The 15,141-nt window shown below is 36.5% G+C and carries 15 protein-coding genes and 1 pseudogene; 4 read left to right on the top strand and 12 right to left on the bottom strand.

Translation table 11 applies throughout. The annotated features are described in order from the left end of the window. Positions 1-242: 242 nt before the first annotated feature. Together LLA01S_RS06680 and LLA01S_RS06675 are read left to right on the top strand one after the other, a co-directional pair. The gene (locus LLA01S_RS06680; RefSeq protein WP_031286538.1) at positions 243-1,367 is read left to right on the top strand and encodes a cysteine desulfurase family protein; all 1,125 of its coding nucleotides are present in this window, start codon (positions 243-245) and stop codon (positions 1,365-1,367) included. Positions 1,368-1,392: 25 nt separating this feature from the next. Then, positions 1,393-1,737: a DUF1831 domain-containing protein gene (locus LLA01S_RS06675; RefSeq protein ID WP_014572106.1), complete on the top strand. Its 345-nt coding sequence runs from the start codon at positions 1,393-1,395 to the stop codon at positions 1,735-1,737. 88 nt (positions 1,738-1,825) lie between these two features. On the opposite strand, the gene tuf is transcribed toward LLA01S_RS06675, so the two are convergent. Further along, on the bottom strand, positions 1,826-3,013 hold the full coding sequence (gene tuf, locus LLA01S_RS06670; RefSeq protein WP_003132374.1) for an elongation factor Tu: 1,188 nt from the start codon (positions 3,011-3,013) through the stop codon (positions 1,826-1,828). A 243-nt stretch (positions 3,014-3,256) separates the two neighbouring features. Between tuf and LLA01S_RS06665 the strand changes: the two genes are divergently transcribed. Continuing rightward, on the top strand, positions 3,257-3,439 hold the full coding sequence (locus LLA01S_RS06665; protein WP_021165701.1) for an SPJ_0845 family protein: 183 nt from the start codon (positions 3,257-3,259) through the stop codon (positions 3,437-3,439). Between the two features lie 58 nt (positions 3,440-3,497). Next, positions 3,498-3,614 (top strand): DUF4044 domain-containing protein, encoded by a 117-nt coding sequence (locus LLA01S_RS12160; protein ID WP_011835767.1) that lies wholly within the window; start codon positions 3,498-3,500, stop codon positions 3,612-3,614. Between the two features lie 59 nt (positions 3,615-3,673). Here the strand turns inward: LLA01S_RS12160 and ileS are convergent, their stop codons facing one another. The 11 genes and pseudogenes from ileS to LLA01S_RS12410 form a co-directional block, all read right to left on the bottom strand. Beyond that, positions 3,674-6,472: an isoleucine--tRNA ligase gene (gene ileS, locus LLA01S_RS06660; RefSeq protein ID WP_061778024.1), complete on the bottom strand. Its 2,799-nt coding sequence runs from the start codon at positions 6,470-6,472 to the stop codon at positions 3,674-3,676. Between the two features lie 449 nt (positions 6,473-6,921). After that, positions 6,922-7,857 carry a DivIVA domain-containing protein gene (locus LLA01S_RS06655; protein WP_061778023.1) on the bottom strand — a complete coding sequence of 312 codons (936 nt, stop codon included), beginning with the start codon at positions 7,855-7,857 and terminating at the stop codon, positions 6,922-6,924. A 56-nt stretch (positions 7,858-7,913) separates the two neighbouring features. Beyond that, positions 7,914-8,705 (bottom strand): YlmH family RNA-binding protein, encoded by a 792-nt coding sequence (locus tag LLA01S_RS06650; protein WP_061778022.1) that lies wholly within the window; start codon positions 8,703-8,705, stop codon positions 7,914-7,916. Beyond that, complete coding sequence (locus LLA01S_RS06645; RefSeq protein WP_011676877.1) at positions 8,702-8,977, bottom strand: YggT family protein; 276 nt, start codon at positions 8,975-8,977, stop codon at positions 8,702-8,704. The genes LLA01S_RS06650 and LLA01S_RS06645 overlap by 4 nt, the downstream gene beginning before the upstream one ends. After that, positions 8,977-9,567, bottom strand: coding sequence for a cell division protein SepF (gene sepF / locus LLA01S_RS06640; RefSeq protein ID WP_061778021.1), 591 nt, complete (start codon positions 9,565-9,567; stop codon positions 8,977-8,979). Before sepF ends, LLA01S_RS06645 begins: the two co-directional genes overlap by 1 nt. A gap of 33 nt (positions 9,568-9,600) precedes the next feature. After that, positions 9,601-10,278: a YggS family pyridoxal phosphate-dependent enzyme gene (locus tag LLA01S_RS06635; RefSeq protein WP_021165705.1), complete on the bottom strand. Its 678-nt coding sequence runs from the start codon at positions 10,276-10,278 to the stop codon at positions 9,601-9,603. A gap of 3 nt (positions 10,279-10,281) precedes the next feature. After that, positions 10,282-11,535: a cell division protein FtsZ gene (gene ftsZ / locus LLA01S_RS06630; protein WP_061778020.1), complete on the bottom strand. Its 1,254-nt coding sequence runs from the start codon at positions 11,533-11,535 to the stop codon at positions 10,282-10,284. A 29-nt stretch (positions 11,536-11,564) separates the two neighbouring features. Continuing rightward, on the bottom strand, positions 11,565-12,935 hold the full coding sequence (gene ftsA / locus LLA01S_RS06625; RefSeq protein WP_011835775.1) for a cell division protein FtsA: 1,371 nt from the start codon (positions 12,933-12,935) through the stop codon (positions 11,565-11,567). 161 nt (positions 12,936-13,096) lie between these two features. Next, positions 13,097-13,966: a DegV family protein gene (locus LLA01S_RS06620; protein ID WP_014572098.1), complete on the bottom strand. Its 870-nt coding sequence runs from the start codon at positions 13,964-13,966 to the stop codon at positions 13,097-13,099. Between the two features lie 116 nt (positions 13,967-14,082). Then, positions 14,083-14,811 carry a 23S rRNA (guanosine(2251)-2'-O)-methyltransferase RlmB gene (gene rlmB / locus LLA01S_RS06615; protein WP_014572097.1) on the bottom strand — a complete coding sequence of 243 codons (729 nt, stop codon included), beginning with the start codon at positions 14,809-14,811 and terminating at the stop codon, positions 14,083-14,085. 192 nt (positions 14,812-15,003) lie between these two features. Beyond that, a pseudogene (locus LLA01S_RS12410) lies at positions 15,004-15,141 on the bottom strand (IS982 family transposase); the annotation flags it as partial.

The raw sequence follows: 15,141 nt of genomic DNA, 5'->3' as shown, positions 1-15,141 counted from the left end.
ATGACGTTTAATCGTTCAATTTGATATTTCAATCTAGCAAATAAACTTATCAAGATTCAGATAAAAAAGATAAAAAAATGTTAAAATAGAGCTTATCAGATAAGGAAACGATTTAATACTGATAGAAAAATTATAATCTTTCTATCAGTAAAGTATGCAAAGATAAAACACTAACTTTTACAAAAAATATTAAATCCTTATAAAAATATCCACTAATTACTACGAAAGGTAGGAAAAATAAAATTATATATTTAGATAACGCAGCTACTACTCCACTTCTTCCTGAGGTCATCACCGCAATATCAGAAAGTTTATCAACTAATTTTGGAAATCCCTCAAGTATCCACACTCTCGGACGTGCTGCTAGTCAGATTGTTCGCAAATCCCGTGAAACGGTCGCCACTGCTCTTGAAGTTCCAAGTCGAAATATCATTTTTACCTCTGGCGCTAGCGAAGCCAATAATCAAGCTTTAATTGGTTATGCCTTGGCAAATAGAGATAAAGGAAATCACATTATCACTACAGCTATTGAACATCCATCTGTTTTAAATACTGTTCAATACCTTCATGACCGTTATAAATTTGATGTGACTTTTGTAAAACCAAATGCTGATGGCACTTTTCCAGCGGCACTCATTGAAAAAAACTTGCGTCCAGACACAATTTTAGTCAGCATGATGTGGGCTAATAATGAAACAGGACAACTGCTTCCAGTAAAGGAAGTCGGAGAACTTTTGAGTCAACATCAAGCCGTTTTCCATGTTGATGCAACACAAGTTATGGGAAAAATTCCAGTTCACCCTCTTGAAATTGGCGCCGATTTCTTATCTGCTTCTGCTCATAAATTTCATGGACCAAAAGGTGTCGGCTTCTTATACTATAATGAACTTCTTCACTTTGATGCTCTGATTCATGGTGGTGAACAAGAAGAAAAAAGACGGGCTGGTACAGAAAATCTTCACTCACTGGTTGGTCTAGCTAAGGCCTTAGAACTCGCACTTGAAAATATTGAGTCTAATTATCAAGCAGTCGAAGAACTCAATCACCACTTGCTCAGTAAATTAAAAGAACAAGAAATTCCTTTTTATAAAAATAATTTTGGTCCAAGTATGCCTCATGTTCTTAATCTTGCTTTTCCAAATGAGAATCATGACTTATTACTGACGAAACTGGATTTAGCTGGTTTTGCAATTTCAACTGGTTCTGCTTGCGCTGCTGGAACAATTGAACCTTCTCACGTTCTTGAGGCAGTTTACGGAAAAAATTCTGATAAACTCAAAGAAAATATTCGTATTTCATTTTCAGAATTAAACACACTTGATGAAGTTAATCTCTTTGTTGAAAAGCTTAGTTCTATTTTAAAATAAATTAATATTTAGTCAGGAGAATGCAATGGCATTTGTCACAGAAAAACATTTAGAGGGAAGCAAGTATGTTTATCAACTTGCGCCTACCGTTAAAAAATTCACTCTAAAAGATACAACTTTTATCCAAACTAAAATTGGTAATTTTGAATTTAAGAGACTTCTTGAAGAAGTTCCAAATTCAAATGAAGGATTTTTATTAAAAATTATCGTTAATCCTGATTTAAGTGGTTTTAAGCTTTCAGTTACTGACAAATCAGGATTACGCAATGTTGATATTTTCAAAAATGCGAATGAAATGATTCAAAATAAGTTTTATTTCCAAATGGATGCACTTGTTGACCGCGGTGTATTTACAAAATCAGAAATTTAAAAAACTCCCTATGGGAGTTTTTATTTTACTAAAATTTTATATAAAAAAACTGTCATAAATGACAGTTTTTATTTGCTTAGTTTTATAATTAAGCTTTGATTTCAGCAACGATACCTGAACCAACAGTACGTCCACCTTCACGGATAGAGAAAGTAGTACCTTGTTCGATCGCAACTGGGTGGATCAATTCAACGTCAATATGCACGTTGTCACCAGGCATTACCATTTCAGTTCCTTCAGGAAGTTTAACTGAACCAGTAACGTCAGTTGTGTGGAAGTAGAATTGAGGACGGTAGTTGTCGAAGAATGGAGTGTGACGTCCGCCTTCTTCTTTGCTCAATACGTAAACTTCACCTTCGAAAAGTTTGTGTGGAGTGATTGAACCTGGTTTAGCAATAACTTGACCACGTTCGATTTCGTCACGTTGGATACCACGGAGAAGTGCACCGACGTTATCACCAGCAAGACCTTCAGTAAGTGTTTTACGGAACATTTCGATACCAGTAACAACAGCTTTCTTAGTTTCTTCTTTGATACCAACGATTTCAACTTCGTCACCAACTTTAACAGTACCACGTTCGATACGTCCTGAAGCAACAGTACCACGACCAGTGATAGAGAATACGTCTTCGACTGGAAGAAGGAGTGGTTTGTCAGTGTCGCGTTCTGGAGTTGGGATGTATTCATCAACGATGTCCATCAATTCTTCAACTTTAGCAACCCATTGTGGTTCACCGTTCAAAGCACCAAGTGCTGAACCAGCGATTACAGGAATATCGTCACCTGGGAAGTCGTATTCGCTCAAGAGGTCACGAACTTCCATTTCAACGAGTTCCATCAATTCTTCATCATCAACAAGGTCTGCTTTGTTAAGGAAGACGATAAGGTATTTAACACCAACTTGACGTGAAAGCAAGATGTGTTCACGAGTTTGTGGCATTGGTCCGTCAGTTGCAGCAACAACGAGGATTGCACCGTCCATTTGGGCAGCACCAGTGATCATATTTTTAACGTAGTCCGCGTGACCTGGAGCGTCGATGTGGGCATAGTGACGTTTTTCAGTTTCGTACTCGATGTGAGCAGTGTTGATAGTGATACCACGTTCGCGTTCTTCTGGAGCAGCATCGATAGATGCAAAGTCAGTCGCTTTAGAGTAACCTTTGTCAGACAATACTTTAGAGATTGCAGCTGAGAGGGTAGTTTTACCATGGTCAACGTGTCCGATAGTACCAATATTAACGTGTGGTTTGCTACGGTCGTATACTTCTTTAGCCATTTTAAAAATGTCTCCTTTGGGGAATTTGTTTTATTATAGGTAGTCTGCATAATTGCAATCTACCGTTCCTTATCATTATACTTAAAATCGTTTTGAAATGCAAGTCTTATCAGCCTTTAATCGCATTTTTTCAATAAGTTTTTTCATATATCTAGCTTTTTTATCTCTTAAGTAGTAAAATGGTTCTAGTGTTGCTCTTCTCTTTTCGAGCACTGTAAATTATTTAATTCCAAGGAGAATATAATGGGACTAACTTTTAGAAAACGTGATGATTTTGACAAAATGATGGATGATTTAGGTGTCTCAACTGTTGACTTAGTGACTGATGATGATAAGAAGACAGTTCCTTCTCCTGAAAAAAAAGAAGACCCTTTCGCTAAATTCTTAGCTCTAAAAGAAACGAATAATGAAAAAGACCCAAACTAATTGAAAAGTCTTCTTTTTCTTGTTACAATTAATTAAAAATATTCTTATTGAGGAACTTATGGCATATAAAAAACCACAAAAAAGTACTTTCCAAAAAGTCACGATGATCGTTGTGATTATCATGGTCGTTCTAACGCTTTTTAGCGTTCTTGCATCAATGCTCGCTGTATTGTAATTATTAAATTTTAAAATAAAAAAGTTACTGACAAATCTGTCAGTAACTTTTTTTATATATTAATCTTCAAAGCCTTCTACAAGGACTTCTGGAAATTCTTTTTCAACGATATGTGCACAATGTTCACAAAGCATTTTGAGATTTTCATTGGCGTTATGCCCAACTGTTTCGTCAGTTCTGCGGCAACGGTCACAAACATCACCAGCGGCATGTTCCACAAGAACAGCAAGGTCATCAAATTTCATAGCTGCTTCTGGTGCATCACTTACAGTTCCGTTCGCTACTACAAAGTTTGATACAATCAAAAGTTGCGCAACCTTTTCGTCAATCGCTGTCAGTAAAGTACGTACAACTTCATTTGGATAAATTGTCACTGTTGCTTCCAATGATTTACCAATAAGTTTCGCTTCACGAGCACTTTCCAAAGCTTTCAAAATCTTATCACGGAAGTCAAGGAATTCTTGCCAATTTCCTAATAGTTCTTCACTACCTGGAATTTCCGCTGCTTCTGGCATTTCTGCAAGATAAGCAAAATTTTCTGGTTCATGCTCTAAGTAAGTCCATGTTTCTTCTGCTGTATGAGGCAAAATTGGAACAAGAACTTTTACCAAATCTTTCAAAATAACATACATTACTGTTTGCATTGAACGTCGTTCTGGTGAATTTGCTGCTTCAATATAAACCACATCTTTTGCAAAATCAAGATAGAACGATGACAAATCATTAGTGATGAAATTAATGATTGATTTGTATACACTCATAAAACTGTAATTATCATAAGCTTTATGGATTTGTTTTACAAGTTCATTAAATTTCACAAGCATATATTTATCTACTGGACGAAGTTCAGCAAAGTCAATTCCATCTTCTTTAGGATTAAAATCAGATGTATTTGCGATTAAGAAACGCAAAGTGTTACGGATTTTACGGTAAACTTCAGAGACTTGACTGAGAATATCCATAGATACACGAACATCTGATTCGGTATCAATTGAGGCCACCCAAAGACGGAGAATATCGGCACCAAATTTCTTAGTGACATCTTTTGGCACAATTGTATTTCCAATTGATTTAGACATTTTGCGACCTTTACCATCCAAAACGAATCCTTGTGAAAGAACTGCTTTATATGGTGCTACACCATTTACCGCCACTGAGGTTGTAATAGATGAGTTGAACCAACCACGGTATTGGTCTGATCCTTCAAGATAAAGATCCGCTGGGAAGCTAAGATAGTCACGTTCGTTAAGGACACCATTCCAAGAAGAACCTGAATCAAACCAAACGTCCATGATGTCTTTTTCTTTTGTAAATTCACCATTTGGTGAAGCTGGATGAGTAAATCCTTCTGGTAGAAGGTCTTTTGCTTCACGTTCAAACCAAACTTTTGAGCCAAATTCAGCAAAAAGTTTAGCTACGTGTTCAGTTGTTTCTGGTGTGATAATTGGTTCACCATTTTCACCGTAGAAAATTGGCAATGGTACTCCCCAAGCACGTTGACGTGAAATGACCCAATCCCCACGGTCGCGAACCATGTTGAATAACCGAGTTTTACCCCATGGAATAACCCAATCTACTTTTTCAACTTCATCCAAAATATTTTGACGGAAGTCATCGATTGAAGCAAACCATTGCGGTGTGGCACGGAAAATGACTGGTTTTTTAGTGCGCCAATCATGCGGATAACTGTGAGTGAAGAATTCAAGTTTCAATAAAGCATTTTTTTCTTCCAGCCAGTTACTGACGATTTTATTTCCATCATCATAAAAGACGCCTTCAAGACCAGGAGCTTCGTCAGTATAATAACCACGATTATCGATTGGTGACAAGACTGGCAATTTATATTTACGACTAGCAAAATAGTCATCTTCACCATGACCAGGAGCAACGTGGACAAGTCCAGTACCAGAATCAAGTGTGACGTAATCTGCATTCATGATTAGTGTTTCACGATCATAAAATGGGTGCTTAGCAACCATGTATTCTAAATCAGAACCTTTCAGGGTTTGAAGAACTTCTGGATTTTCCCATTCAAGTTTTTCAGCAACGGCCTCAAGCATTTCAGAAGCAATCACAAATTTGCGATTATTAACCGCCACAACTGAATAATCATAGTCAGGATGAGCAAAAATTCCCAAGTTTGATGGAATGGTCCATGGCGTTGTTGTCCAGATAACAAATTCGACATCTTCTGGCAATTTTCCTTTGGTATCTTTAGCTTTAAATGCCACAAAAATTGAGGCTGAACGAACATCTTGATATTCAATTTCAGCTTCAGCAAGTGAGCTTTCAGATGAAGGTGACCAATAAATTGGTTTTTGTCCTTTATAGATGTATCCTTTTTCAGCCATTTTCCCAAAAACGCGAATTTGAGCCGCTTCGTATTCTGGCAATAAAGTCAGATATGGACGATCCCAATCGGCCAAAACACCGAGTGATTTGAAGTCTGAACGTTGCATGTCTACTTGTTTCATCGCATATTTGCGACATTCTTCAAGATAGTCAAGCAAGTCCATTTCTTTACGTTTCATACCTGCTTTAGCAAGTTGTTGCTCAATTGGTAAACCATGAGTGTCCCAACCAGGAACATAAGGAGCACGGAATCCTGCCATTGATTTATAACGAACAATAATATCTTTTGAAATTTTGTTTAAAGAATGTCCAAGGTGAATATTCCCATTTGCATAGGGAGGTCCATCATGGAGTATAAACGAAGGTTTCCCCTCATTTAATTCTTGACGTTTCTCATAAAGCGTAGCATCTGACCAATCTTTTTGCCAATTGGGCTCTTTATTTGGCAAGCCTGCACGCATTGGAAAAGCTGTTTTTCCCAAGTTCAAAGTATCTTTGATTTTCATATTTTCTTCTTTCTATTTTTTAATCTTTGTTTTTTAATCTTTGTTTTTTTGTGAATAATCTAATAAAATAATTTATCCAATGTAAAAGAAAACTATCTTATTTCTCACTCATGAAAAGTAATCTTTTATTTGAGCTATAAACCCAAGACTTCCTTTAAAGTTCTGAACTATACAAAAAAACGGCCTTTCGTAAAGGACGAAAAACCGTGGTACCACCTTCATTTTTTCTGTCAGTAAAACTTACTGACAGAAACTCTAATCGCGTAACGTGCGATACGCTTAAACTTACTTTGAGTTCAGTTCAAGATTTTCCTAATTTAATTCGAGATAAGAAAATCTGTCAGTAAAATTAGAAATTCAATCAGCTGATAATAAGAAAAATAGGGAATACGAGTCTTCCATCATCACTCGCTTGCTTTAATTATATTTTTTCTCATCTTGGTCTGATTTTAATTTTTTAATTCGCTTAAATCAATTGTTTCTTGATTATCTTTTTCAACAAGCTCAGTTGTTTCAGCTGGTGCTTTCGCTTCTAATTCTGGAAAAATTTCTGAATCATCAGCTTTAGGTATATCAATTTCTGAATGCTCAGGACTTTCATCAGCAACTGTTTCAGTCACTTCAGCAACTTCTTCTTTTGCTTCAGTAGGAACTTCAGTTTCTTCAATATTTTCAGAAGACTCAATCGGCTCAGCTTCTACTTCTGGCTCTTCAGCTTTTTCGTTTGCTTGTTCAATTTCTTCATCTGTTAAAGGTTGAATTGCTTGGGTTTTTACTAAAGTTGATTCAGCGTTTTCCAAATGTTCTTCAATAATCATTTGCAATTTTTCTTCAGGATTAATTGAATAATCTTGTGTTGGTCTGAAAATTTCAGCCCAATCATCTGATTGAATAGAAGCAAGTTGATTTTCAATAATCGAAGTCATACGTTGATGATAGAGACGTATTTTACGTTTTAAATCATCAGTATCACGTACTAACTTACGAGCATCATCAGAAGCAGCATTTAAAATATTACCAGCTTCTTTTTTAGCCGCTTCAATTATTAACGAACTCTTTTGTCCAGCATTTGCAATAATTTCTGCAGATTCTTTTTCAGAATTAATTTTTAATGTGTCAGCTTCACTTTTCGCTTGTTCACAAAGATTATCAGCAGCATCTTGGGCAACGACAATTGATTTGTTCAATGAATCTTTCATGTCATCAAAATATTTCACGCGTTCACGTAATGCTTTTAATTCACGTTCTTGATCTTTTATTGTTTGAGCAAATTCATCATAATCTCGAACAACGATATCCAAAAATTCATCAACTTCATGTTTACTGAACCCACGAAATTGTGGATTAAAGGTTTTGTTTTGAACATCTAAACTATTTAATGCCATCAATCACTCCTCTTTATCCTTAGAAAATCTCATCAAAGCGATTTTCGTCTTAGAAACTATTTTTTCTGATTTCTAATAAGTTCTATTTCAACTCTCTGTTTTCCCTTTTTAGTCAGGCCTAAGAGGCTCAAAATTTTGATGCGTCCAAACCCTCGGACACTAATCAAATCACCAGCTCCAACAGAGAAATCTTTTTTATCAATTTCTTGGTAATTAATCTTAACCTTCTTTGATTCTAACATATTTATAGCAATATTGCGAGAGATTTTGAAAGCGATACCAATCATTTTATCTATCCGCAAACCATCAAGAAGTACAACTTCCTGAATAGCTCGCTCAGTATCTTGAGCTAAATCTGTCAGTGAAATTTCATCAATCTTAACTGCTGCTCGTCCAATTTTATCAATCGATTTAAAACTTTCGACAAGATGTTTACTGACAAAAATCTGAATTTTGCTGTCAGTAACAATGATGTCACCTAATTCTTGGCGTTTAACACCTGCTTGTCCTAAGAAAGTCCCTAAGACTTGTGCATGTGAAATTTGAACAAATTTGATTGCATAAGATATTTCCAGTAAAGCAATATCGAAATCATCTTTGTCAAGCACATAAAAATTTGGAGCCAAAATTATTTTGACTAATTCTGTTTGTGCTAACTCCGCGCTAGAAAAAACTTGGACTTCTCTTTTATTTGCTAATGTTTTCAAAATCTCTACTTCACGAGGATTAAGAAAAAATGTACTTATTACCGAATAAGTCTCTTCAACTTGACTTATCCAATCTAAACAACGATCAATAAAATGATGTTCATTTGCTTGAAAGTGTTGATAAACATTTTCGGTAATCAATGGAATACACCATTAAATACAATAATAATGAACCGTTGAACAAATTGTAAAACAATGAGAGCAACCAAGATTGTGAAATCTAGTCCCCAAATTTGTAATGGTAGATTTTCAAATAAACTCAAATAGGGGCGAGAAACCTTAACAATTAACCGTCCAAACCAAGTTTCATAAAGATTTGGAATCCAACTCATCAAGGCATAAATTATTAAAATAATTGAATAAAAATCCAATAAACGTAAAAGCCAGTTTATTATTGTAATTATAATAGGCATTAGTAATTATCATAACTTTCAAAATTTTGACCAGCTAAGATAGACATTTCTTTTGCTGCATCAACTGTAATATTCGCTGGAGTCATCAAGAAAATTTGACCACCCACATTTTGAATATCACCATCAAGGGTAAAGACCACCCCAGTCATGAAGTCAATTGAACGACGCGCTTGGGCGTCACCCATAAATTTAAAATTGACAAGTACACATTCGCCATTTTTGACGATGCGTGCTGATTCCATGATGTCTGCATAGGCACGTGGTTCTTTAATTGCAATAGTAGAAACCGTTGCAGCTAATGATTGAGCTTGCGAAACGGTTTGTTGTTGTACGATTTTTTCAGGCATAGGTTTTGAGAAAGTTGAAGCAGAGCGTTTTGGCGCTGCTGTTTGTGCTTGCGGTTTTGGAGTTGATTGTGCTGGGCGACGACTTTGATAGTCTGCCTGCACTTTCCACTCTTCAACCTTTGGTTTTGGCGTAGATGCCACCGTTGGCCTAGATTCTTGCACAGGACGTGTAGGTTCGTTGAACTCTTCATCATCCTCTACAAAATAATCTCGTAGATTATTCATCCAATCTTTAAATGCCATATTTTCCTCCGTTGTTTACGTTAATCTTTAAGCTTATAAATCTTTAAAAAATTCTGTGCCGATTCGAACAAAAGTTGCTCCATTTTTAATGGCAATTTCATAATCCCGACTCATTCCCATGCTTAATTCTGTGCAGGGAATTTTTGGAAGATTCATTTCAGAAATTTCAACTTGTAATTCTTTCATTCGTCCGAAAATGTCATTACATTCGCTTTCATTCGCATCAAACGGAGCCATTGTCATCAATCCAACAATTTCAATATTTTCTAACTCAGAGAAATCAGCTAAAGTTTCCTTAAGCTCATCCACAGAAAAGCCATGTTTACTTTCTTCACCAGAAATATTAACTTCGATAAAACACTTAATGAGATGCTCGGCTCGCTTACTTATTTCCTGCGCTAATTTCAAAGAATCTAATGCATGAAAATAATCAACATAATTAATAACTTTCTTAACTTTACGTCTTTGTAAATTACCAATTAGATGCCAAGTAATCTCACAATCTTTTAGAGCTTCATATTTTTCTAGAAAAAGTTCTGTCCGATTTTCTGCCAAATGTGAAATTCCATTTTCAAATACTTCGCGTGCAAGATTAGCTTCAACAGATTTTGTTACAGCAACGACTGAAACTGACTGATTAGAATAAGAAGACGCAGCTTTTGCTGCATCCACATTATTCAGTATTCTTTTAACATTCTCTTTAATCGTCATAGATTAATTTTTACGGAAGAATGGTGGTGTATCAAGGTCTTCATCTGTAGTTGGTACTCCACCAAAGCTTGTTACTGAAGAAGTATCGCGTGTGTTACTTACGTTTTGACGTGTTGAAGTTTCACGGCGAATATCCCAATCTCCAAATGCTGAAGATTGATTTTGTCCTTGTTGAGTCGCTTGCGGTTGTTGTTGTCTTTGAATTGGACGACTTGTTTGAGCATGTTGCATATTAGAATTATGTGTCAAATTAGGTTGACGACGTGATTCTGGTTGCAATCCCAAAGCTTCATCTGCATCTTCTTTAGCAACACCAGTTGCAACAACTGTTACACGGATTTCATCTTTAAGGTTAGGATCAATTGCTGTACCTAACATAATATTAACATCATTACCAGCTGCTTGGATAACAATTTCTGAAGCATCTTGTGCTTCAATCAAACTCATATCCATTCCACCTGTCACATTCAAAAGAACATTTTCAGCTCCTTCAATTGTAGTTTCAAGAAGTGGTGAGTAGATCGCTTTGCGAGTTGCTTCGATAACTCGTTCTTCACCAGTCGCAACTCCGATACCCATAAGAGCATCACCTTTATTTTCCATGACTGTTTTAACATCGGCAAAGTCAAGGTTAATCATTCCTGGGTTAGTAATCAAATCAGTAACCCCTTGAACACCTTGGCGCAAAACATTATCAGCCTCACGTAATGCTTCAGTCAATGGAGTTTTCTTATCAACAATTTCAAGCAAGTTGTTGTTTGAGATGATAAGAAGCGTATCAACATTTGCACGAAGAGCTTCAATTCCTTCAGTTGCAAAATATGAACGTTTTGAACCTTCGAAACCGAAAGGACGAGTAACAACACCGACAGTCAAAGCACCAAGTTCTTTAGCGATTTGAGCAATAACTGGTGCAGCACCTGTACCAGTTCCACCACCCATACCAGCAGTGATGAAAATCATATCTGATCCTTCAAGGGCTTGTGAAACAGTTTCAGCTGATTCTTCAGCTGCACGTTTACCTACTTCAGGTTGTGCACCAGCACCCAAACCACGAGTCAATTTTGGGCCAAGTTGAATTACTGTATCTGCTTTTGAACTACGCAAAGCTTGTACATCAGTGTTTGCAGCGATAAATTCAACGCCAGAAACACCTTCTTCAATCATACGGTTGATGGCATTACCACCACCACCACCAACACCGATAACTTTAATTACAGCACCAGAAGTTAAGTCTGTATCAAATGAAAATTCCATGTTTTTATTTCTCCGTTTTTACTTTCAGATTAGTCAAAGAGGTTGCCAAAGAAACTTTTGGCACGGTCAACAAGACCTTCTTTTTCTTCTTCGGGCTCAGTTACTTTTTGAGTTGCAACTGGACGCGATTGAGGTTCAGTGTAGAAATCATTTTCTACGTCGGCTACTGTTGTCACTTGTGGTGCGATTGTTTGAACAGGAGCAACGTAAGTTTCTTCAGCTGCCGTATAGGCATAATCGCCAGAAAAAGCTTGTGATACTAAAACATCAATATCACTTCGACTTCCGATATAATTAACTACACTAATGACTTGAGCGAACGCAGGATTGCGCAAGCCCATTTCTCCAGGAACGTAAAGACGAGCATTCATTCCCAAGATTTTTGTTGCTAAATCAACAACACCTGGCATAGCAGCTGTCCCACCGACTAAAATCAGTCCTCCAGGAGTTTCTGATGTGTGTCCGTGTTCCAAATCTTGACGTACGCGATTAAAAACTTGAGTCATTCGCGCTTCAATGATTTGTGAGAGGTAGTATTCTGTGATTTGTTCTGGTTCATCTTTACCAACAACATCAACAAGGAAATACTCATCTTGACTTGCACGTTCAGTACTTGCTTCACCATAGTTGACTTTCAAATCTTCAGCTGCCGAAACAGAGGTATTTAAGACAGTTGAAATATCTTTAGTCACATAGTCGCCACCTTCAGGGCTTGTATGTGTAAATTTCAAAGATTGATCTTTTACAATGCTAACTGTTGTTTGTCCAGCACCTAAATCAACCATGATTGTTCCAAATTCGCGTTCACCTTCTGTGAGCACATATTGTGCCATTGCAAGAGGAGCAATAACAATATTGTCAACAAGCAATCCAGCACGTTCAACAACTTTACGAACATTATGAACAAGAGTTTTAGGGCCAGTGTAAACAACCCCACGAATTTCAAGTCGAACACCAAACATTCCACGTGGATCTGATATGCCTGTAAAGCCATCCACTGTAAACTCTTTTGTTTCTACAGCAATAATTTCTCTTTCAGGAACAATCCCACGCATTAAAGCGTTTTGAACGACTTGAATCACATCGTTATCTGTAATTTCTTTTGTATCACTAACAATTGGGACCATACCTTGGCATGGTTCCATTTCGAGGGAATTTGCTGGAATGCTCACGTTAATTCGATCAATCGTGATTCCGGCACGTTCTTCAGCAGCATTTACAGCTTTTCGTAATGCTTGTGCTACCTTCTCAATATCTACAATAATTCCATTTTTAAGGCCATCGGATTTTGCGTTTCCGACACCAATTATATTCATTTCACCTGAGACGTATTCAGCAACAAGCACCTTTATTGTGTTTGTCCCGATATCTACGCCTGTATAAAGTCCACTTTTGGCCATAAAAGCGACTCCTTTCCCTCACACATCACGATTCATATTTTTTTTAATAAATTAGGTAAGTGTACAGATAATTTTATATACAATTACACTCATTAATTATTTTAACATAAAATCACAGTAAAACAAGAGTTTAGCTGTGATTTTTTCAGTTTTTTATTAAATTATTCTCTACTTTGTCTACTTATTGAAAAAATTGCTATCGTCCCGTCTCCTGTATGGGTTACAATTGTTGGACTGAGTGGGCGAACATCGACATCGCTAATTCCATTTTTTTGCATAGCTTGTTTCTTGATTTCTTGAGCTACTTCATCTGTGCCCGAATAAGAAATAACCAAGCGTGGATAAGCCGTATCCATTTCCTCAAGCGTTTTTTCAAGCATTTGATTTATCGCTTTTTTCTTCCCACGAACTTTGGTCACTTGTCGTAACTTACCTGCAGGATCAACATCAAGTAAGGGTTTGATATTCGCCATCGTTCCAACCAAGGCTACAGCCTTTGGTATTCGACCTCCTCTTGCAAGATGGTTTAAATCGTCAACCATGAAACGACTCTGTAAACGTGGGATGATATCTGACAAAACTTTCAGAGTTTCTGTCAGTGATTTCCCCGCATCTCTAAGTTTGACAGCTTCTTCAACGATGAATCCTTCTCCTGATGCTGCCGCAAGTGTATCAATAACTGTTATTTTTGCATTAGGAAATTCTTCTAAAATCATATTTTGTGCAATAAGGGCAGACTGATAAGTTCCAGAAAGCCCAGATGAAAAAGCAAGATAAAGAAGGTCTTCCTCAGCCAAGGCATATTTTTTAAACACTTCTAAAAATTGTCCCGAATTGATTTGGGAAGTGTGAACCGTCGCTCCTTTTTTGATTGCTGTAAGGAGTGTACTGTTATCTAGCGCCTCTTCTCCAATGGTTTCATAGGTCTGATTACCGACTGTTACGGTCATTCCTAATATTTCAATATGGTTTTTTTTAAGATAATATTGACTCAAGTCTGATGTTGAGTCGGTCATGATTTGAAAAGTCATAAAAATCCTTTCTTTTTATTACAAATGACAGAAATAGTGCTTCATTGACAGCTTGTTTAAAGAACACTCATTGCCTATTTGTGATTAGAAACAAGCTTTAATTTCATCAGTAAATATTAAAGACGATTTCTGAAAACTTCGTACATCAAAATACTTGCTGCTACTGACGCATTAAGACTTTGCACATGTCCTACCATCGGAATTGTAATCATTTCATCAACTTGCTTTTTGAGGTTCTGACCAATACCGTGTCCCTCATTACCAATAATTAAAGCAATTTTTCCTTTAGTATTCCATTTGCTATAAACCGTACCATCCATATCTGTTCCAAAAATCCAAAATCCAGCACTTTTTAGTTTATCTAAAGTTTGTGACAGATTAGTTACTCGAACTACGGGCACATGTTGTAAGGCACCTGTTGATGCTTTAACTGCTGTCGGTGTAATACCAACTGCTCGATGTTTTGGAATAATAATTGCATCCACACCAGTTGCATCAGCTGTACGCGCAATAGAACCCAAATTGTGAGGGTCTGTCAACTCATCTAAAATTAAAATTGTAGCTTCTGCTTTTTCCGCTAATTCTGGAAGCAACGTTGCTAAATCAGCGTAAGCAAATTCAGAAACCCTTGCCATAAATCCTTGATGGACTCCATTTTCTGTCAGCTTATTTAATTCTGTTTTGGGAGTCCATGATATATTAACTTTCTTAATTCGTGCGAGTTCTTTTATTTTTTCAACATTTTTTCCGCGCAAATCTTCTTGAACGTAAAGCTTGTTGACAAGGTCTCCATTTAGTGCTTCCGTGACCGCATGCAATCCGTAAATTAAATCTGTATTTTCCATGAAATCATTATATCATTTTTAAAGAAAAAAACCTGTCTCAATTCGTCATTTTATTTGATTATGTAGCCTATAAAAAAATTATGTAAATCAACAAAAGCACCTGTTTTTGACTTTTACATAATTTTTTCAAACAATTTTTTAGTCTTTTTTCTTCTTATTTCTACTATTTTAGATACCCGAATTGCTAGTTGATTATTTAGCCATGACTTGATACCCGATAGAATATCTTAAAGTCTCTGGTTCCAGTGATTTAGCTGATTTTAACAATAAAGAATACGCTAAAAGTATCATCTCTAATTTCAATTGAAAACCTTGAAGCGATCGACTTTT

Origin of the sequence: Lactococcus cremoris subsp. cremoris NBRC 100676, assembly GCF_001591705.1 — a bacterium.
GTDB classification, from domain to species: Bacteria; Bacillota; Bacilli; order Lactobacillales; family Streptococcaceae; genus Lactococcus; species Lactococcus cremoris.
The sequence above is the reverse complement of the archived record's forward strand: the minus strand, read 5'-3'. Positions and strand labels throughout refer to the sequence as shown.

Excerpts from the sequence above, each read along its gene's own strand:
- LLA01S_RS06675 (WP_014572106.1), top strand. The coding sequence starts at position 1,393 with ATGGCATTTGTCACAGAAAAACATTTAGAGGGAAGCAAGTATGTTTAT.
- tuf (WP_003132374.1), bottom strand. The coding sequence starts at position 3,013 with ATGGCTAAAGAAGTATACGACCGTAGCAAACCACACGTTAATATTGGT.
- LLA01S_RS06665 (WP_021165701.1), top strand. The coding sequence starts at position 3,257 with ATGGGACTAACTTTTAGAAAACGTGATGATTTTGACAAAATGATGGAT.
- LLA01S_RS12160 (WP_011835767.1), top strand. The coding sequence starts at position 3,498 with ATGGCATATAAAAAACCACAAAAAAGTACTTTCCAAAAAGTCACGATG.
- ileS (WP_061778024.1), bottom strand. The coding sequence starts at position 6,472 with ATGAAAATCAAAGATACTTTGAACTTGGGAAAAACAGCTTTTCCAATG.
- LLA01S_RS06655 (WP_061778023.1), bottom strand. The coding sequence starts at position 7,857 with ATGGCATTAAATAGTTTAGATGTTCAAAACAAAACCTTTAATCCACAA.
- LLA01S_RS06645 (WP_011676877.1), bottom strand. The coding sequence starts at position 8,977 with ATGCCTATTATAATTACAATAATAAACTGGCTTTTACGTTTATTGGAT.
- sepF (WP_061778021.1), bottom strand. The coding sequence starts at position 9,567 with ATGGCATTTAAAGATTGGATGAATAATCTACGAGATTATTTTGTAGAG.
- LLA01S_RS06635 (WP_021165705.1), bottom strand. The coding sequence starts at position 10,278 with ATGACGATTAAAGAGAATGTTAAAAGAATACTGAATAATGTGGATGCA.
- ftsZ (WP_061778020.1), bottom strand. The coding sequence starts at position 11,535 with ATGGAATTTTCATTTGATACAGACTTAACTTCTGGTGCTGTAATTAAA.
- ftsA (WP_011835775.1), bottom strand. The coding sequence starts at position 12,935 with ATGGCCAAAAGTGGACTTTATACAGGCGTAGATATCGGGACAAACACA.
- LLA01S_RS06620 (WP_014572098.1), bottom strand. The coding sequence starts at position 13,966 with ATGACTTTTCAAATCATGACCGACTCAACATCAGACTTGAGTCAATAT.
- rlmB (WP_014572097.1), bottom strand. The coding sequence starts at position 14,811 with ATGGAAAATACAGATTTAATTTACGGATTGCATGCGGTCACGGAAGCA.